Source organism: Proteiniphilum propionicum, assembly GCF_022267555.1.
Lineage (GTDB): Bacteria > Bacteroidota > Bacteroidia > Bacteroidales > Dysgonomonadaceae > Proteiniphilum > Proteiniphilum propionicum.
Map to the genome: position 1 here is coordinate 544440 of NZ_CP073586.1, position 20234 is coordinate 564673.

17 protein-coding genes are annotated in these 20234 nt (G+C 44.9%); 4 read left to right on the plus strand and 13 right to left on the minus strand.

The genetic code is table 11. From position 1 onward, the window contains the following. Window positions 1-132: 132 nt before the first annotated feature. From hydG to megL, 4 genes are all read left to right on the plus strand, one after another. A complete protein-coding gene (gene hydG / locus KDN43_RS02020; protein WP_238868035.1) occupies window positions 133-1554 on the plus strand; it encodes a [FeFe] hydrogenase H-cluster radical SAM maturase HydG in 1422 nt (473 codons plus the stop codon). Window positions 1555-1734: 180 nt separating this feature from the next. Continuing rightward, entirely contained in the window at window positions 1735-2931 is a 1197-nt protein-coding gene (gene hydF, locus KDN43_RS02025; RefSeq protein WP_238868036.1) for a [FeFe] hydrogenase H-cluster maturation GTPase HydF, read from the plus strand. Between the two features lie 13 nt (window positions 2932-2944). Then, a complete protein-coding gene (hydE, locus tag KDN43_RS02030) occupies window positions 2945-4018 on the plus strand; it encodes a [FeFe] hydrogenase H-cluster radical SAM maturase HydE (RefSeq protein WP_238868037.1) in 1074 nt (357 codons plus the stop codon). A 270-nt stretch (window positions 4019-4288) separates the two neighbouring features. Further along, on the plus strand, window positions 4289-5488 hold the full coding sequence (gene megL / locus KDN43_RS02035; RefSeq protein WP_238868038.1) for a methionine gamma-lyase: 1200 nt from the start codon (window positions 4289-4291) through the stop codon (window positions 5486-5488). Window position 5489: 1 nt separating this feature from the next. Here the strand turns inward: megL and nuoE are convergent, their stop codons facing one another. The 13 genes from nuoE to KDN43_RS02100 form a co-directional block, all read right to left on the minus strand. Next, window positions 5490-6041: an NADH-quinone oxidoreductase subunit NuoE gene (gene nuoE, locus KDN43_RS02040; RefSeq protein WP_407681776.1), complete on the minus strand. Its 552-nt coding sequence runs from the start codon at window positions 6039-6041 to the stop codon at window positions 5490-5492. Between the two features lie 15 nt (window positions 6042-6056). Continuing rightward, the gene (locus KDN43_RS02045) at window positions 6057-7841 is read right to left on the minus strand and encodes an NADH-dependent [FeFe] hydrogenase, group A6 (protein ID WP_238868039.1); all 1785 of its coding nucleotides are present in this window, start codon (window positions 7839-7841) and stop codon (window positions 6057-6059) included. An 84-nt stretch (window positions 7842-7925) separates the two neighbouring features. Next, window positions 7926-9749, minus strand: coding sequence for an NADH-quinone oxidoreductase subunit NuoF (nuoF, locus tag KDN43_RS02050; RefSeq protein ID WP_238868040.1), 1824 nt, complete (start codon window positions 9747-9749; stop codon window positions 7926-7928). A gap of 13 nt (window positions 9750-9762) precedes the next feature. After that, a complete protein-coding gene (locus KDN43_RS02055; RefSeq protein WP_238869524.1) occupies window positions 9763-10152 on the minus strand; it encodes a (2Fe-2S) ferredoxin domain-containing protein in 390 nt (129 codons plus the stop codon). Window positions 10153-10209: 57 nt separating this feature from the next. Beyond that, window positions 10210-10755, minus strand: coding sequence for an ATP-binding protein (locus KDN43_RS02060; RefSeq protein WP_238868041.1), 546 nt, complete (start codon window positions 10753-10755; stop codon window positions 10210-10212). A 13-nt stretch (window positions 10756-10768) separates the two neighbouring features. Next, on the minus strand, window positions 10769-11521 hold the full coding sequence (locus KDN43_RS02065) for a PHP domain-containing protein (protein WP_238868042.1): 753 nt from the start codon (window positions 11519-11521) through the stop codon (window positions 10769-10771). A 65-nt stretch (window positions 11522-11586) separates the two neighbouring features. Further along, window positions 11587-11934 carry a serine kinase gene (locus KDN43_RS02070; protein WP_238868043.1) on the minus strand — a complete coding sequence of 116 codons (348 nt, stop codon included), beginning with the start codon at window positions 11932-11934 and terminating at the stop codon, window positions 11587-11589. Continuing rightward, entirely contained in the window at window positions 11918-13294 is a 1377-nt protein-coding gene (locus KDN43_RS02075; protein ID WP_238868044.1) for a [Fe-Fe] hydrogenase large subunit C-terminal domain-containing protein, read from the minus strand. The genes KDN43_RS02070 and KDN43_RS02075 overlap by 17 nt, the downstream gene beginning before the upstream one ends. Before the next feature lie 41 nt (window positions 13295-13335). Next, window positions 13336-13752, minus strand: a complete 417-nt coding sequence (locus KDN43_RS02080; RefSeq protein WP_238868045.1) for an ATP-binding protein — start codon at window positions 13750-13752, stop codon at window positions 13336-13338. After that, window positions 13749-14093, minus strand: a complete 345-nt coding sequence (locus tag KDN43_RS02085; RefSeq protein WP_238868046.1) for a transcriptional regulator — start codon at window positions 14091-14093, stop codon at window positions 13749-13751. The genes KDN43_RS02080 and KDN43_RS02085 overlap by 4 nt, the downstream gene beginning before the upstream one ends. 584 nt (window positions 14094-14677) lie before the next feature. Continuing rightward, the gene (locus KDN43_RS02090) at window positions 14678-16435 is read right to left on the minus strand and encodes an NADH-dependent [FeFe] hydrogenase, group A6 (RefSeq protein ID WP_238868047.1); all 1758 of its coding nucleotides are present in this window, start codon (window positions 16433-16435) and stop codon (window positions 14678-14680) included. A 14-nt stretch (window positions 16436-16449) separates the two neighbouring features. Beyond that, window positions 16450-19584 carry an FAD-dependent oxidoreductase gene (locus KDN43_RS02095; protein WP_238868048.1) on the minus strand — a complete coding sequence of 1045 codons (3135 nt, stop codon included), beginning with the start codon at window positions 19582-19584 and terminating at the stop codon, window positions 16450-16452. Next, complete coding sequence (locus KDN43_RS02100) at window positions 19571-20116, minus strand: NADH-quinone oxidoreductase subunit NuoE family protein (RefSeq protein WP_238868049.1); 546 nt, start codon at window positions 20114-20116, stop codon at window positions 19571-19573. The genes KDN43_RS02095 and KDN43_RS02100 overlap by 14 nt, the downstream gene beginning before the upstream one ends. Window positions 20117-20234 lie beyond the last annotated feature (118 nt).

Below are 20234 nucleotides of genomic sequence, written 5' to 3' on the forward strand. Positions count from 1 at the left end.
TGAAAAAGGAGTGACCCGGATAATATAAAAAGAGAACAGAACTGCATGATAGTCAAAATTTATTCATTTTTAATGGTGCAAAATTGCTTGGTAAATGTTATCTTTGTAATAAAGTGAGATTTTATAAAACGTATGCAATTTACACCTGAAAAATATAGAATTCCCGATGTTCCCATGCAGCCGTTTATCGATACGGATGAAATTTGGGAGTATCTGAATAGTGCAGTGCCAACTCCTGAGAAGGTAAGAGAGATAATTGACAAATCGCTTTCCAAAAAAAGATTAAACCTGGAGGAGACGGCAACGCTAATCAATGCATCGGACCAAGAATCAATTCAACTAATCAAAGAGGGTGCCAGAGAACTGAAAAAGAGGATTTACGGCAACAGGATCGTACTTTTTGCCCCACTTTATGTAGGCAACAAGTGTTCCAACAACTGCACTTATTGCGGATTCAGGGCTTCAAACACTGAGCAGGTGCGTAAAACCCTTACCCATGAAGAGCTAATGAAGGAGATTGAAGCATTGGAGGATAGCGGCCAGAAGAGGTTGATACTGGTGTATGGAGAACATGCGCAGTACAGCCCTGAATTTATTGCCGACACCGTAAGAACAGCATACAGTGTGAAGAAAGGGAACGGGGAGATAAGAAGAGTAAACATTAATGCTGCTCCGTTAGACATAGAAGGGTTCCGTATTGTGAAAGAAGCGGGAATAGGGACTTTCCAGGTATTTCAGGAAACCTATCATAGAGAAGCTTACAAGACCTATCACCTGCGTGGGAAAAAAGCTAATTTTGATTACCGCCTTACATCTCTCGACAGGGCACAGGAAGCCGGGCTCGATGATGTGGGCATAGGAGCTCTGATAGGACTTTACGACTGGCGCTTTGAGGTGATGGGTCTGGTGCGACACACCAACCACCTTGAGGCTTGTTACAACGTGGGGCCGCATACCATATCGTTCCCGAGAATAAAAGATGCTTCGATGCTGCAGATGGGCAACCGCTATTTTGCCTCAGACGAAGATTTCGCCAGGTTAGTAGCTATCCTTCGCCTTGCCGTACCATATACCGGCATGATACTCACGGCACGTGAGCCGGCAGGGTTGCGTAACGAACTTATACAATACGGGGTGTCGCAGATAGATGGTGGAACAAAGATAGAGCTTGGCGGTTATTTGACTAAGGAGAAGGATCACGACCTTAACAGGGGACAGTTCCGTATCAACGACGACCGCTCACTAAACGAGATCATCGACGAACTTCTGCACCAGGAGATGCTGCCATCGTTCTGCACTGCCTGTTACCGGCTTGGAAGAACTGGCGAGCACTTTATGGAGTTTTCAGTACCGGGATTCATCAAACGGTTCTGTACTCCCAATGCTATTCTCACACTGGCTGAGTACCTTGTTGATTACGCGCCGGAGGAGACTTCTGAAAAGGGCTGGGAAGTGATTGAGAAGAATATGGGCAGCCTGAATGAAAAGGTGCAGGCAGAGGTGCGGGAAAGGATTGCAAAAATTAAAGAAGGGGAACGGGATTTGTATTTTTAAACTGCTATCCCGGGAAAAGGGCCTGATTAAAATACTGGATATTTATTCTGCAATTGTGATGGTTTTATTAGTCGCCATGACGAGCCTGATGAACATAGTGAATATTTATTCTTTGATAACTGCCTGGCCTGCCATGAGGAAACGATTGTAAAGATCAGTTCCGAATCAGAAAGAATAAGTATGAATAACCTCCATATTGGCATATTCGGACGAAGAAATACAGGAAAAAGTTCGCTGATAAATATGATCACCGGACAGGATATTTCTATTGTATCAAGTTTCCCGGGTACAACAACAGATCCGGTGAAAAAATCGGTGGAAATCCTGGATATTGGCCCTGCAATTCTGATAGACACCGCCGGAATAGATGACTTAGGGGAGATAGGATCAAAAAAGATACGGAAATCGCAGGAAGTTATACGAAGAGTTGATTGTGCTATTCTTCTTATTGCCGGTAATCAGTTTGGCGATTATGAAGTGCGGCTGATTGAACAGTTTAAAAGATATGATGTCCCTTACCTCATTGCCCACAACAAAAGCGATATAGACAAAATAGCCGCTATCACCAAGACAGCCATTAAACAGTACTCCAAAGCAGAAATTATCGACTTCAGCACTATCAACCCGGCAGATAAGAACAGACTCGTTTCCGCACTGAAAAGGATAGTACCTGAAATTGCCTTTCAGAAAAATTCGCTAATCGGCGACCTGGTACAACCAAAGGATGTGGTTTTGCTGATAACCCCCATTGACAGGGAAGCACCGGAAGGACGGATAATACTCCCGCAGAATCAAACCATCCGCGACGCACTTGATAACCGGTGTATCACAGTTGTATTGAAAGAGACCGAGCTCTCCGACTTTCTTAAAATTGGCATCACCCCTGCTTTGGCAATTACCGACAGTTCGGTGTTCGGTATTGTAGCAGAAATACTTCCGGAAAATATTCCATTGACCAGCTTCAGCATCCTTTTTTCCCGCCTTAAGGGTAACTTTGATGCATTCATCAAAGGGACGCCACACATCTCTAAGCTTGAAGAAGGAAACTCCGTCCTTATTCTGGAGAGTTGTACACACCAGACCAGCTGCGACGACATAGGACGTGTAAAAATACCTGGTATGCTGCAGCAGTTCACCGGGAAAAAGCTTAATTTTACAGTCGTTTCAGGCCTCTCGGAGGTTCCACGAAAGGTAAAAGACTTTTCACTTGTAATACAATGCGGCGGCTGTATGATTACACGAAAGCAGTTGCATAATCGGCTGAAACCATTTATTGAAGCAGGTATACCTGTTACAAACTATGGAATGACACTGGCTTATCTGAATGGCATTTTTAAAAGAGCGACGGTAGTTTTCGACAAAATAACGGCCGGCTGACAACTGTCATCATATGTTTGACATATTAAAAAAAAGTATCCTGTCGAAAGACGATATCGTAACACTTCTCTCCCTGCAGGATGAAGAGAAGCAGCAGCTGTTCAGCTATTCGGCTAAAATAAAACTGCAAAATGTAGGGAACAAGGTTTTTTTACGCGGATTGATAGAGCTCTCCAATATTTGCGAAAAGGATTGTTACTATTGTGGCATCAGACGGTCTAACAGCAATACGCACCGTTATATTCTCAGCCACGATGAAGTGATGAAGGCAGTTAAGAATGCCTATGAAAAAGGGTACGGTTCCGTGGCGATACAGTCAGGAGAAACATCTTCTAAAGCGTTTGTCAATAAAATTGACAAGATAGTGTCAGAGTCCAAAAGTGTAACCAACGGTGAGATAGGTATCACCCTTTCGTGTGGAGAACAATCAGAAGAGACCTACCGCCGCTGGTTCGAAAGTGGTGCCGACCGCTATCTGCTCCGGATTGAAGCATCCTCGGAAGAGCTTTACGGGAGATTACACCCCAACGATGAGATTCACAGTTACGGTAAAAGGATAAATGCACTGGAAGCACTGCGTAAGACTGGCTACCAGGTGGGCACAGGCGTTATGATAGGGCTGCCGTTTCAGACCGGAGAGCACCTGGCAAACGATCTGCTGTTCATGAAACAACACGATATAGATATGTGCGGCATGGGCCCTTATATTGAACACACCAATACTCCGCTGTACCAGTACAGGGCACAGCTTCCTCCGCTTGCCGAGAGGCTTGCACTGAGCCTTAAAATGGTATCATTGCTTCGCATACTGATGCCTGACATTAACATTGCTGCCACCACCGCACTGCAGGCTATTGAAAAGGGCGGACGCGAACAGGCTATCAGAGTGGGTGCCAACGTATTGATGCCTAACATTACTCCAAGACAGTACCGTAACGACTACTTCCTGTATGAGAACAAGCCCCTCTCTGCCAACAGCGACGAAGACGAGCTTTTTTTCCTGGAGCAACGCCTGCAGGCGACAGGACATGAGATAGGGTACTTTCTCCAGGGCAACTCTCTGCATTATAAGGGCCCGCCTCGATAGATACAACCCCGCGCGGTATCACTGTTATTAATACTCTCCTTTGATAGCCCTAATACCTCAGGGAGATACTTTCCAGAGCCTGATGATTGAAGTAATATATGCGCTACATTCACATATTTATGTGTTTTAGCTTCTGAGACTTTCTTACTTCCGAACCCCGTGTTCTGACTTAATGATGTAACAGCAATAAATTAATAGCTACTTTTTACCGTAATATAACCAATTTGTAATATATTTGTGTAATTTTGATTATCTAAATACTTTTCGATTATGCACGACTACCCAATTAACCAAGCCGGGTTCGCCACCAAAGCCATACACGGAGGCCGTCAGAAAAATCAATTCGGTTCCCTTTGCGATCCCATTTATCAAACATCGGCATTTACTTTTGAAACAGCAGAACAAGGAGGACGTCGTTTTACACTGGAAGAAGAAGGCTATATTTACAGTCGTTTAGGTAATCCTACCTGTACAGAGGCGGAAGAAAAAGTCCGGTTACTGGAAGGCGGTGAAGCATGTGTTTCTGCCGCTTCGGGGATGGGTGCTATCACATCGGCCATTTGGGCGTGTGTTGAACAGGGCGATCATATTATCGCCTCAAAAACGCTTTATGGATGCACTTTCGCCTATCTTAACCATGGAGTCAGCAGATACGGAATTGATGTATCGTTTGTGGATATTCGTGATCCGGGGAACATTGAATCGGCCATGCGTCCCAATACCAGGCTGGTTTATCTGGAAACGCCGGCAAATCCTACACTTTACATAGCAGATTTATCGTCAATTGCAGAAATAGTCCATCGGAAACCCGACTGTATTTTTATGGTCGATAACACTTTTTCCACTCCCTATATCACACGTCCTATAGAAAGGGGTGCTGATGTAGTTATTCATTCGGCAACAAAATACCTTAACGGACACGGCGATGTTATAGCAGGATTTGTTGTGGGAAAGAAAGAATATATTGACAGAGTGCGGTATGTAGGTATTAAGGACATGACAGGAGCCAGCCTGAGCCCTTTCGAAGCTTTTCTGATTGCACGCGGGCTCAAAACTCTGGAAATAAGAATGGAAAAACACTGCAGTAACGCACAAAAAGTGGCCGAGTTTCTAGAAAAGCACGCTTCTGTTGAAACTGTCTTGTTTCCCGGATTGGCATCGTTTCCTCAGTTTGCATTGGCAAAAAAACAAATGTTGCTGCCGGGGGCTATCATCTCTTTTGAAGTAAAAGGAGGGGTAGAGGCAGGAAAAAAACTTCTCAACAACCTGCAGCTTTTGTCTATTTCGGTAAGCTTGGGGGATGCCGAAACCCTTATTCAGCATCCCGCCAGCATGACCCACTCCTCCTATTCACCCAAAGAACGGTTTGCCGGCAACATAAGCGACGGGCTTATCCGCCTGTCTGTAGGATTGGAGAATTCAGAAGATATCATTGCCGACCTTGAACAGGGATTGAATAAATTAAAGTAGACTATTTTCTGTACTCATTCAAAATATTTTTTACGCCATCTGGAGATACACGCCCATACACTTTCTCTCCCACAAGCACTACAGGAGCCAGTCCGCACGCCCCCACGCATCGCAGGCAGTTGATGGAGAACTTGCCATCGGGAGTAGTCTCCCCTACCTTAATGTTCAGTACTTTCTTGAACTCCTCCAGTACCATCTCGGCACCTCTTACATAACATGCTGTCCCGGTACAGACCGATATTGGGTGTTCACCTTTAGGGATCATCGTGAAAAACGAATAAAAAGTCACCACACCATAAACATGAGCAACGGAGAGATGAAGGTTATGGGCAATCACATCCTGCACCTCTGCCGGCAGATAGCCGAACTCATGCTGTGTTTCATGCAGCACGTTTATAAGCTCTCCGGGATCGTTGCCGTATGAGTCACATATATTATTAATCTTCTCTATTTTCTCTCTGGAAAGGTTCACCTTTACCTCTATGCCGTCGGTACCTGCCACTTTTTCCATACAAGCGAATACTTCGGGCGATATACTAAATTTTTTATTCATATCTTCTCTGCTTTTTTACTTACTATTCGGACCATTTAAATGAATTGAAACCTCATTGCTTTTAGGAAAATACTCAGTATGCAGCAAACTGTGGGCTTTATGGCTCCCCGGTTCGCCCAGGAATTCACGGTAGAGCCTTATAATTGAAGGGTTCTCGTGCGACTTGCGGATGGTTTTGCGCTCATCCTCGGTGTAGATAGCGGCAGCACGTTTGGCAAGGATTCTGCTGTTACCATGATGATAAGGCTGTCCACCTCCGCCAATGCAGCCTCCGGGGCATGCCATAATCTCAATAGCATGATATTGCGAAGTTCCAGCTCTCACTTCATCCAGCAATTTGCGAGCGTTCCCCAACCCATGAGCTATTCCTATATTTAGCTTTAACCCGTCGAAATCTATGGTGGCAGACCGGATACCCTCTACTCCGCGCAGCTCGTGAAATTCAACCTCTTCAAGAGTTTTACCAGTATGCAGCTCGTATGCAGTACGACAAGCAGCTTCAATTACTCCACCGGTGTTACCGAAAATTACAGCTGCTCCTGACGACTCACCCAGCGGGTCATCGAAATCTTCATCGGGAAGATTCAGAAAATCGATGTTAGCCTGTTTTATAAATGCTGCCAGCTCTCTAGTAGAGATGGAAAAATCGACATCGGCATTACCGGCTACACTGAACTCATCGCGCTGACATTCATACTTCTTTGCCAGGCATGGCATAATGGATACCACTACCAGATCTTTCCTGTTGACTCCGATCTTGTCTGCAAACCATGATTTTGCTATCGCTCCGAACATCTGCTGTGGCGACTTTGAAGTAGATGGCACATCCAAAAGATCAGAAAAGTTGTGTTCAAAGAAGTTAACCCATCCAGGGCAGCACGACGTGAGTATAGGCAGACGGACAGAAGTGTCTCCGGCCAGATGGCCCTGAATGCGCTGCAGCAACTCCGTCCCCTCCTCCATAATGGTAAGGTCGGCACTAAAGTCGGTATCAAAAACATAGTCGAATCCCAGCTCCCGCAACGCCGCCACCATCCGACCAGTAACGAGCGTTCCCGCTTCCAGTCCGAACTCTTCTCCTAAAGCGGCGCGAACAGCTGGTGCTGTCTGTACTACAACAGTTTTGGCGGGATCATTCAAAGCTCTTATAATGTCGTTGGTGTGATCCACTTCGGTAAGAGCGCCTGTCGGGCATACCGATACACACTGTCCGCAATAGGTACATGGAGAGTCTTCAAGGTTCATCTCGAAAGCGGGTGCCACAACCGACATAAAGCCGCGGTTTACTGCTGCAAGAGCACCCACTGTCTGCACCTCGTTGCACATCATTTCACAGCGTCGGCACATAATACATTTATCTACATCACGTATTATTGAGGGTGAAGTATCCTTCCTGTAATGCGACTGCTCTCCTTCATACGGGAGGCTGCGTATTCCAAACTGTGTTGCAAGGCTCTGCAGTTCGCAATGGCCCGATTTAGCACATACCAGGCAGTCGAACGGGTGGTCTGAGATAATGAGTTTCAATACTGTTGTCCTGGCGTTAAGCACCCTGATACTGTGTGTATTTATCACCATGCCATCTTGAGCTTCGGTCATACACGATGGAGCAAGATTCCTGCGCCCCTCCACCTCCACAACACAAATACGGCATCCTCCGGGTTTATTTTCAATATCCAGGTCGCACAACTCAAAATGGCACAGTGTCGGAATTTCCACTCCCACCTGCTGTGCAGCCTTTAAGATGGTAGTCCCTTTTTCTACCCTTACTTTTTTCTTGTCTATAGTGAGTTCTATCATTATTTTTTTAGGTTTACGGAGCAATTGCCAGGACTATTTTAATATCTCCCTCAACTATTGCTCGATGTTATTGATAATTCCTGTTTAATTGGCCATTACACTAACCTTATAATCACTTTTCAGGCTGATTGCTTCAAACTGACATTTCTCCATGCAGGCGCCGCATTTAATACATATCTCCTGATTGATAACATGTGGCTCTTTCTTTTCTCCACTGATTGCATGTGTAGGACAAACCCGCTTACATGCCATACATCCGATACAATCTTCTTCAGAAATCACATAGTATAGGAGGTTACGACACTGGCCGGAACGGCATTTTTTATCATGCACATGCTCCTTGTACTCATCCATGAAGTTGTTGAGTGTTGAGAGTACCGGGTTGGGAGCAGTTTGTCCTAATCCGCACAACGAAGTATCTTTAATGACACTGCTTAAGTTTCTCAGCTTTTCTATATCTTCCTGTTTGCCTTTGCCATCGGTGATTCTTTCGAGGGCTTCATAAAGCCGTTTGTTGCCGATGCGGCAGGGTGCACATTTTCCGCAGGACTCTTCCACAATAAAACCCAGGTAGAACTTGGCTACCGATACCATGCAGTCATCCTCATCAAGCACAATCATGCCTCCTGAACCCATCATTGAGCCTGCAGCAGTAAGACTTTCATAATCTATCGGCGTATCAAGGTGCTTCTCTGTAAGGCATCCTCCTGAAGGCCCTCCTGTTTGCACCGCCTTGAATTTCTTGCCGTTTTTTATTCCGCCGCCAATCTCGTAAATAATCTCTCTAAGCGTAATACCCATTGGCACCTCAATCAATCCCACATTATTTATCTTTCCTGCAAGTGCAAACACTTTAGTCCCCTTCGACTTTTCGGTTCCGATTGAAGAGAACCATTCGGCCCCTCTTTGAATAATCACAGGTATATTGGCAAGAGTCTCCACATTGTTAACGTTCGTAGGTTTTCCCATATATCCGCTCTGTGCCGGAAATGGAGGTTTGTTGGACGGTTCACCCCTTTTCCCTTCCATAGAGTTTATGAGTGCTGTCTCTTCACCGCAGACGAAAGCACCTGCACCATATTTAAGGCTTATATCGAAGTTGAAGCCGGCATCGAAAATATTATCACCCAGCAATCCGTACTCCCTTGCCTGCGCTATTGCAATCTTCAGTCGTTTTATAGCCAGCGGATATTCTGCCCTTATATATATCAATCCTTTGGTTGCGCCTATGCAATAGCCGCAAATAATCATAGCTTCAAGTACAGAGTGGGGGTCACCCTCAAGGATGGAGCGATCCATGAAAGCCCCCGGATCGCCTTCATCGGCATTACAGACCACATACTTCTGATCGGCTTCGTTCCTGCTAGCAATCTCCCATTTCAGGCCTGTAGGGAATCCCGCACCGCCACGGCCACGCAATCCCGATTTCTTGATCACATCAATGGCCTCCTGCGGAGAGTAATCTGTAAGAACTTTACCTAATGCCTGGTATGCATCTCGGGCAATCGATTCATCAATATTCTCGGGATCGATGGTTCCACAGTTACGAAGCGCTATACGCAACTGCTTCTTATAGAAGCCCATATGTTTTGAATCGAGTATATGTTCCTCGGTCTCGGGATCTGTATAAAGCAGACGATTTACCTTTCGCCCCTTGATAACATGTTCATCAATAATCTCTTTTGCGTCAGAAGGCCTTACCTGGGTGTAGAACGTGTTATCTGGCAAGACTTTCACTATTGGCCCCTTTTCGCAAAAACCAAAACAGCCGGTACGGATAATCTGTACATCCTCTTTCAATTCTTTTCTCTCAACCTCATCGCGTAACATTTCGTAAACCAGGCTGCTTTCCGATGAATTGCATCCGGTCCCTGCGCATACGAGAAGGTGCATTTTGTATTGACTCATATTTAGTTGTATTTTAGATAGTATTATAATTTTGTGGTATTATACCGTCGACAAGTTCGCCATCTTTGATATAGCGTTCTATTATCTCGTCGGCTTTTTTAGGATTTACATATCCGAAAACCATCGGTTCTTTTCCCGGCATGGTTATTTCCACGGTAGGTTCGGCAAAGCAGTAACCCATGCATCCTGTCTGTGTTACTACCGCATCTATTCTTCTCTTATCGAGCTCTTCCACGAAGTACTCCATCACCTCTTTAGCTCCAGAGGCTATTCCGCATGTGGCCATAGCCACCTTCACCTGAACAATTGACTCGGGGTTCTCAGCCCTGTTCCTTAAGTCGAGGATGGATTTTACCTCTTCCTGTTTCTTTTTCAGGTCGGCAAGTGTTTTTATTCCATTCATATTATTCATATATTAATAGTTATAAGTTATTTATTGTAGCTGTTTCCACCCCCACTGCTACCTGCATAGAAAGCTATTCAAAGGCCTCATTTTGAATATCTCTTTCAGGTTTTCGTTTATAAACTCTTTTACTGCCGGCAACATCTGCGGGTATTGCAAATCTATCCCCTGCAACTTCATTTCATTGGAATCAATTTCAAATAGCTTCCCATCTACCTTATAGGCAAACCTAAAATGAATCCCCGGATTAGCTTTCAACAACAAAGCCAGATATCCCGCAATATCTCCCAGCGGTAGACAGTCGGGGTTATCAGTACGGTAAACCGCTTCAACTGTTGTCCCTTTACCCTCTTCAGATAGTACCTCCAGCGAACCTCCGGCCTGCTCGCAAGTCATTTTTAAAAAAGGGACGCCTAACCCAACTCTTCTGGTGGTTCGAGTAGAATAAAAAGGGTCGGCCAGTTTTTTCACTGCCTCTCCGCTCATTCCTATTCCATCATCTTCTACCCTGAATATTAGCCTGTTTCCTATACTATCCTCATTAAAAGATATACAGATTTTCTTCGCTTCCGCCCGAATGGAATTCTGTACTATATCCATCATATGCATCGCCATATCAACCATTAGTGCAATATATTTCAGATCCCTTATTCCGGTTTTCAGCAAAAAATGTTCTAAAACATTCCCAATCTGGCCTCTCCATATTGAAGCGATTATACACTGAAGCAATATCTTCCGGATAATGGGCATCGGAGTTTTGGAGGAACCGTTTACCTTTAAGACCCTGGTGTTTTTTTACAAACTCTTCCGGCGTTGTAGCTTTTGACACCTCAAGCGCATCATACTCAAGATCGAAAGGTATAAAACCCAGCTGACTGAACAGGCTGTTTTTCGGCCTGTCGATATGAGCCGGCACGAAAATTCCGTCCAGCCTGTGTACCTCTCCTGCCACGCCCTCTATCTCATCATCAATACTCATAAATAAAGAGCGCTCTTCTTCATACACTATCAGATCATTCTCATCTACAGCTACCTGGTATCCCATGCGGCGAGGATCGTTTTTCACATCGGTCATTCTCTCTTCCAGATAGTTCTGAAACTCCTCCAATGCCTGCAAATGAGGGAAATAACATAGGCAGTGGACCTCTTCCCTTGTGTTCACCTCACACCCGGGTATAACATAAACGCCTTCCCTGCTGCCAATTTCCACGCAAACACGTACATTCCGGGTGGTGTTGTGGTCGGTGATTGCTATCATATGCAGCCCCTTCGCCTTCGCCGTACGGATAATATTCCCCGGGCTCATATCAAGGCTGCCGCACGGTGACAAACAGGTGTGAATGTGCAAATCGGCATTGAAACAGTTCATTTAACTCCTCTCTTTTTCGCTTTATTCAACTTTGTTGTCAGTTGCGCGTCGCTCATGCCACGTGCTCAATCAACCTCCTTCAACCACTCATACAGTATTCCGGCAGTTTCAAAAGCAGGCATCCCGGATGTTAGTATAACTACCTCCTCAGCTTCGGCATGATCCAATACCTCCTGAGCAACAATCCGCTCATTGACCACTATTACTGCACTTAACTCTTTAAGCGAAGCAACCGCCACAATATTTTTATGTACCTGCGATGTAACCCAAAGCATTTTAGGTTGTGCTTTACCCATCACATCACTCAGCAAATCAGACACATAAGCCGACTGCACCGCTCTCTCTAACAGAGAGTTACCCGTAAGACATTCAAAATTCAGCTCTTCTGTAAGCTGTTTAAGATTCTTTTCCATGTGAATCTCTGTATTTATTGAGCCTGTTCCTGCCCCATATCTTTTCTATAACCACAAAGGCCTGATCAGGGCTCAGTTTGTAATTTTTCTCCATAACACGCTGCACAAAAACACAATGAGATATGCTCGCTTTGCCTCTTACAATATCTTCGGCCAGATTCCTGCAGCCCGGTGCACCGCAGGCACCGCAATCGAAACCGGGAAAGTAGGTCATAAGCCGCTCAATTCGCTGCAGCTTAATCAACGCCTTCTCCATATCTTCATCCAACAGCAGTCCATCGCGTGGATAAACCGGATCGACACTGGAAAGTGCATGAAGCACCTCCTTATACTCCATAAGTGGATTTCTCACAACTCCTTTGTCGGCCTTTTTCAGCTTTTGCAATCTTTTATGCCTATGTTCCAATCGTTCCACTGTAAGGAATCTGTTACCGGGACAAAGGATGCCCCCGGCACACCCCTGGTCACAGGCACGCATCTCTAGAAAATCTATTTCGGCGATATGTCCCGATTCCAGCTTTTCAAGAAACTCAATCACATTATCTATCCCGTCAATAGCCAAGCTTCTACCAGGAAAATATTTCTTTTCGGTCCCCGACAACGACCAGTTGACCGAATCGGGGCTCATATTTGCAAATTTTTTGTGTAACCCGGGATTTTTCTTTCCATGCAGTATTTTTGAAACCTTGTTATAGATCTCGGTCATATTTATTGTAGCATCGATAGGCGATTGCAGCTCACCTACGGGTGCACGGGCTGCAACAATTTTCGCAGCGCACGGGGTAATATAATATATGAACAATTTCCCCGGGTCCATACCCTCCCTCTCCTTCAATTTTCTGAGATAGAGAGCAACTACATCGTGAGGTGCTTTCAGCAACAAAATCAGCTCTGTAAGCGAAGGGTATTGAACCTGAATAAGGCGGACTATTGCAGGACAAAACGAACTGATAAGCGGATGAGGCAGTTCCTCTTTCGCAACAGATTCATAGGCTTCTTTCATGAAATCCACTGCCTGCTCCACCTCATATACCTCATCAAAGCCCAACTGTTTTACCGCATCAAGTACCTGTGTGGCCGAATATTCTGAAGGAAATTGGCCAATAAAGACAGAGGGCACCAGTGCAATCCGGTATCCGTCCCTCTCTATGGAAATGAAACCGTCATCCTTAGCGTAAATGGCCCGTTGAGGACAAACACGGTAACATTCGCCGCAGTCGATACATCTTTCCGGTTGAATGCGCGCATACCCCTCCACAATACGGATAGCCTGTGTAGAACAAACACGCATACAATGCGAGCAACCGATACATTTATTTGTATCAATCTGAATTGAATGTGTATAGTTCCTGTCTTTCATTTTGTACCTAAAAGTATCCGGATACTATTCCAATAAGCCGGCTAGCCGTTGAAAAAAACTTTTATCTCAAGCCTTGTTCCTGTCCCGGGTGTAGATGACAAATACATCTCATCACAGTTTCTTTTGATATTAGGCAGTCCCATCCCGGCTCCAAATCCCATTTGACGAACCTCATCAGTAGCAGTAGAAAAGCCCTCTTCCATCGCTTTGTCAATATCTTCAATTCCAGGCCCCTCATCCTCAACAACCACATCGATTCCCTCCGGTGTGATATCCACACTCATTATCCCTTTCCAAGCGTGTGCCACAACGTTTACTTCGGCTTCGTAGAGCGCCACGGCTATCCTTCGCACAATAATAGGCGATATATTGAACTGTTTAAGAGTTTTTTTCACCTCAGAGCTTGCCCGTCCTGCCGCGCTGAAATTTCCCCCCTCTATGTTGTAATGCATCTTCATAGGGAAACCGGTTTCAACCCATTTTGATAGAGTTTCCCTGAAATCTCAAAAACTGTTGAATCTGTTGCAACAATTGATATATTATGTTCCTTTGCCAAAGCCAACATTTCATCCGTAACCTGTTTGCCCCTGCCGAAAATTATGCAGGAAATATTGATGATCTCTGCAGTACGGATAGCTTGCACTGTGCACAAACCCGTAATAAGGATGGTGTTCTCCATCTGAAATCGCAATACATCACTCATCAAATCAGAAGCAAAAGCATTTGTGTAATTGTGAAGAGTGTTACAATCGAGTTGTATTGTTCCGTCGATAATCTCGTTTACCCTTTGTAAATTCATTTTTTATTTCAAACAATGTACGAAAAATAGCTTTCTTTGTGTTTTTATGATGTGTTACTTTGCAACAATTTGTATCATATTGTGGTTGTTTTATCAAATATGTCTTGACAAAGGTAACATTGCAGAGCTAAAAACACCTTTTCAACAATCTGAATATTAGGTAATTAAAATGTTTTTACTACTTTATACTACAAAGTAAACCATTTTTTTCAAATTAAAGAAATTTTTCGGTAATTAAATTCAATAATTTATCAAATTTTCCGTGATGCCGATATAAGCAAACAACCAGGCAGCTCTCTTGAAAATCAGTCTAAACAGACAATCACACAACCATTTAATAAATGCTTAACTAATCTTTCATACTCCTCCTGAGTCCTGCATAAACCACTCTGTTATTAAATGCTTAAGTCTGCTAACAAAGCCAAAATAAATTAAAAAATAATTATTTGAGTCTGCTCCAAAAAATCGGGAATATCAAAAATGGTTTTTTATAATGTATTGAATATTAATATCTGTTTTATCCGATTGTAATGAAAGAGACTTTCAGGAGGGGACTCATGCTGATAATCGGTATGTAAAACCGCTTAAACCGACCTTTTCACATAGTGCGTATGCAACAGATGATGCGATCTATCACTCATGGGGCACATGAGAAAATCCTCATAAATCCTTACAATTTCGGGGTTTTCATGAGATTTACGTATCGTTTTGTGTTCATCTTCAAAATAGATTGATTCAGCACGCTTTTCCCGTATTTCGGCATTGGTCGGTATAGGCTGGCCTCCTCCGCCCAGGCAGCCTCCCGGGCAGGTCATTACCTCGATAAATGCGTAAGGTGATGTGCCATTTTTTATCTGATCGAGCAACAAAGCAGCATTTTTCAGCGTGTTGCCAACAGCAACTTTCAAAGTTGTTCCGTTCATATCTATATCGGCTTCTCTTATCCCCTGTAATCCCCGGACCGACTTGAAATCTAAACTCTTCAGGTTTCTCCCGGTATAAAGCTCATAAGCAGTCCTTAACGCTGCTTCCATAACACCACCCGTGGATCCGAACAACACTGCCGCACCTGTCGATTCGCCCAGTGGGCTGTCGAACTCTTCATCCGGAAGCTGCGTGAATTCAATACCCGATTCACGAAACATACGAGCCAGTTCCCTTGTGGTTAGAGAATAATCTACATCAAAGAATCGTTCCTCCTCCGTAAGGCTCATTCTCTCTTTCCAGTATTGGAATGCACCATCCATTTCGGGCCTTCGGGCCTCATATTTCTTGGCGGTGCAGGGCATAACAGAAACTACAACTATATCTCTCGGGTCGGTACCTGTTTTTTCGGCGTAATAGGTTTTGGCTACCGCACCAAACATCTGTTGTGGAGATTTACATGTAGACAAATGTTCCAGCAGCTGTGGATAAAAATGTTCAATAAACTTTATCCATCCCGGTGAACAGGATGTTATCATTGGCAAGACGCCACCGTTTCTTATGCGTTGAAGCAACTCATTACCCTCTTCAACAATGGTAAGGTCTGCCGCAAAATCGGTATCAAAGACCCTCGAAAAACCAAGACGTCTCAACCCGGCAACCATCTGCCCCGTTACCAGGCTTCCATAAGGCATTCCCATGGCCTCCCCGATACCCACGCGTACGGCGGGTGCTGTTTGCACCAGTACCACTTTCCCCGGATCCTGCAATACAGCCCTCACGTCGCTGACATAGCTTTTTTCAGTGATAGCACCCGTAGGACATACTAATGAGCATTGGCCACAGTTTGTACATGCTACCAAGCCTAAGCCCCGGTCAAGAAAAGTTGATATCTTTGTCTTAAGCCCTCGCCCCACAAAATCTATAACCCTCACATTCTGCATGTTGCTGCAGACAGCCACACATCGTCCGCAAAGAATACACTTTTCCGGATCCCGCACCAACGATAAAGATGACTCGTCTTTAGCAAGGTGTTCTTTACGAGTTCGCTCAAATCGCCTTGTGTTGATTCCCAAAGTAAAGGTCAACTGCTGCAGTTCACAGTTTCCGTTTCGGCTGCAAACCAAACAATCCTGCGGATGGTTGGCCAGCAACAGTTCAACGTTCATTTTCCGAGCTTCCATAGCACGCGGGCTATCAGTCAATATCTCCATCCCTTCAGTGACTTTTGTGATACAGGAGCGCAACAAAGACTTCGCCCCTTTCACCTCAACTACGCACACGCCGCAGGAAGCGTTTTGTGATACATCTTTCAGATAACATAACGAAGGCACATGAATACCTACAGAGCTGCATGCCTGCCATATGGTACTACCATCGGCTACCTGAACTACCTGATTATTTATTCTTACTTCCATAGTATGCTTTTTTTCTATTGACATCTTACATCGCATCTGAGGCATCTCTCCACTTCATTACGTGCCTGTTCACCTGTAAACCCGAATGAAATCTCATTAAAATTGTTCACCCGGTCTCTTACAGAGAGCTTTCTGGCAACATTCCCGGTACACGGCCTGGGATTCACAGGCACTTTATCTCCATAGTCGAACTTGCGTGACAGAAGGTGAAATCTATCTTCGTTCATCAACACTCTGTCTATAGCAGCAGCAGCCATCTTTGCCATACCCATTGCTTCGGCGGCAGTAGCTGGGCCGCTGACAGCATCACCGCCAGCGTATATTTTAGGTTCGGAAGTTTGAAAACTAAACCGGTTGACGTTTATTCTGCCATCATTGCCCACCTCCAAAGAGTCCGCCAAACTCTCGGAACCAACCCGTTCACCGATTGCAAGTATAACCGAATCGCAGGGTATCTCTTCAAATATACCCGTAGCTACAGACATTCGTCTTCCTGACCGGTCGACACCTCCCGGTTTCATTCTTTCAATACGAAGTGCACACACCTGCCCTGATTGGCCGGTAATAATTTCTATAGGTGAAGAGAGAAAACAATAACCTATCTTTTCCTCTTCCGATTCCAGTATTTCAATGGCATTTGCAGGCATATCGTTCTTTTCCCGACGGTATACAATTGTTACATCTTTACCCAGTCGCAGGAGAGAGCGGGCAGCATCTAAAGCCACGTTTCCCGCACCGATGATCACAATATGCTGCCCGGCTTGTGGAATTTCACCCATTGCCATGCTTTTCAGTATTTCGGTCCCGGCAAATACCCCCTTCGCATTTACCCCCGGAATATTTATTTTAACATCTTTCCACGCTCCTATAGCTATAAAAACAGCGTCGAACTCTTTTTTCAACTCCTCAAGTGAGAGATTCTCTCCCAACCTCCGGTTCATTTTAAACTGAACACCCAGTTTTCTGACCACTTTTATCTCTTTTTGCAGCAGCTCTTTAGGTAAACGGTACTGCGGAATACCGTAGCGCAGTATTCCACCTGCCTCTGGCATGGCATCGTAAATAGTGACTTCATGGCCAAGTCGCACAAGATAAAATGCAGCTGTAAGACCTGCGGGGCCTGCGCCAATAATGGCAATCCTTTTCCTGGTAGATGGCAGTTTCTCTTTGGCCAGATTCCGGTATATCTCCCCCTCTTTACCTAGCTGGTATATGGTATCAGCAAGATAGCGGTGAATCTCGCCCTGTGAAACAGGCTGATCAAGCATCTCACGGCGGCATCGCATCTGACAGTGAAAGTGACATATCCTTCCTAAGGTGCCAGGCAGTGGATTATCTCGCAGTGTAAGTTCAAAAGCATCCTCCCACCTGCCCTCTTTTATAAGTTCTATATATCCAGGAATATTCATATGTAGGGGGCAGCTGTTTTCGCAAAGCGCCATAAACAACGATTCACATGTACCTGCATGGCAACGTTTTTCCCTTATATGCTCCTCATATTCATGCCTGAAGTATTTCAAAGTGGTCATTATGGGATTTGGGGCGGTCTGCCCGAGTGCGCAAAGTGATGAATCCTTTATAACACCACCAAGCAGCTCAAGCATAGCCAAATCCGCTTCAGTGCCATGTCCCGCCGTGATGCGGGTAAGAATGGCGAGAGCCTGAGCCAGCCCCTCCCTGCAGGGTGTACATTTTCCGCACGACTCCCCTGAATTGAATTCAAGGAAATAGCGTGCAACATCAACCATACAGTTGTCCTGATCCATCACAACCATGCCTCCCGAGCCCATTATAGCACCTATGCTGTTCAGCGATTCGTAATCTACGGGCGTAGAAAAATATTCCAGTGGTATGCAGCCTCCTGAAGGGCCTCCTATCTGTACTGCTTTCACTCTTTTGGTGGTGCCTGTCCCTTCTCCGATACTGAATACGAACTGCTCCAGACTGGAGCCTAACGGGAGCTCCACCAATCCGGTATTCTTCACCTTGCCGACCAGCGAAAATACTTTTGTACCTGTACTTTTCTCAGTCCCGATACCTCTGAACCAATCGCTTCCTTTCTCAATTATGACCGGCACATTACACCACGTCTCCACATTGTTTATGTTGGTCGGTTTCCCATACAGACCCTTTTCCGCAGGGTATGGAGGACGGGGCAACGGGCGTCCGGCGTTTCCTTCAATAGATGCAATCAACGCCGTCTCTTCACCGCAAACAAACGCTCCTGCGCCCTCAACGACGTCCATTCTGAAACTAAAGCCTGAATCAAGGATATTTTCACCTATCAGGCCAAGTTTCTCTGCCTGTTCAATAGCTTTTTTTAATCGTTTCACGGCGAGAGGGTATTCAGCTCTGACGTATGCAATGCCTCTATCGGCTCCCATTGCGTATGCACCAATAAGCATTCCTTCTATTAGCATGTGCGGGTCACTTTCAATTTCATTTCGGTTCATATAAGCACCCGGATCGCCTTCATCGGCATTACAGATAATATATTTACCGGCTGATTCCTGCTTTTGCATGATCGACCATTTTAACCCTGTAGGGAATCCGGCGCCCCCCCGTCCGCGAAGCTTCGATTTCACAACCTCGCTTATCACCTCTTCAGGTTCAATACCCGAGAGCACATTGGCAAGGGCGCTATATCCTCCTACTGCAATATAGTCGAGGATCTCCTCAGGGTCGATAAACCCTGCGTGGCGCAGCACCACCTTTACCTGTCCCTTGAAAAACGGGATCTCATCCCAATGAGGCACATCTTCGTATCCTCTTCCGAATTCCACCTTTGAAGTGAGAAAATCCCATAGGTCTATTCTGCACAAAAGCTTATTCCGGCAGATCTTATCACTCTTAATGCTTTCGATGATACGTTTTATATCCTTTTCGTGTACTTTGCAGTAGGCCAGCATCGGTTTACCCGGCTTGTATAGCATTACCAGCGGCTCTTGTGAACAGAAACCGAAACATCCCGTCTGTTTGAGCTTACAATCGGCACCTTCACTTTCTATCTGATTGATTAAATGACGATAAACAGTATCGGCTCCGTTGCCTATACCGCAGGTACCCATCCCTATCAGAATCATTGGTTCGAGAGGAAGAATTCTCTCCCTGTTTTGATCTTGCAATATTTTTATTTCATACGGTTTCATATGGCTTGCCTGTATTTGTCAGTTTTTCCCTTTTTACCCTTTTCAGGATTTTCAGCAACTTCTGAGAATTCACATTACTGTAAATAGCCCCATCCACCTCAACAACTGGCGATTGAGCGCACTGTCCAAAGCAAGCTACAGTTTTTACCGTAAACATATTGTCGGGAGTGGTGTATTTAGAGTCAGCACCATCCACATCTCTCCTGAAACCCAAAATGGCTGCTACATCATCCAAAAGTGCTTTCGACCCTTTAGTATGACAAGCTGTACCTCTACAGACAACAACAGAGTGTTTGCCCTGAGGCTTGAGATTGAAGTAGGAGTAAAATGTGGCTACACTATATACCTGCGTATAGGGTATATTCAATTTACTTGATATTTCAGCCAACGTTTCACCTGGAAGAAATTTCAGTTCGTTTTTCTCTTGTATCTCTTCCAGGGCAGAAAGCAACATGCCGGGTTTTCCCCGGTATTTTTCAATGATCTCATCGAGGGCTTTTCCGGAAACAGAAGTATTGGTAAGCGTTTCCATAAGACATATTTTTAAAATGTATAAACAATGAAACAGGCAGCAATATTGAATTGACGCTTACTGTGTTAATCCATATTGTTTCCTCCAGCAAATGTAATAAACACAATTGAATTAAAGA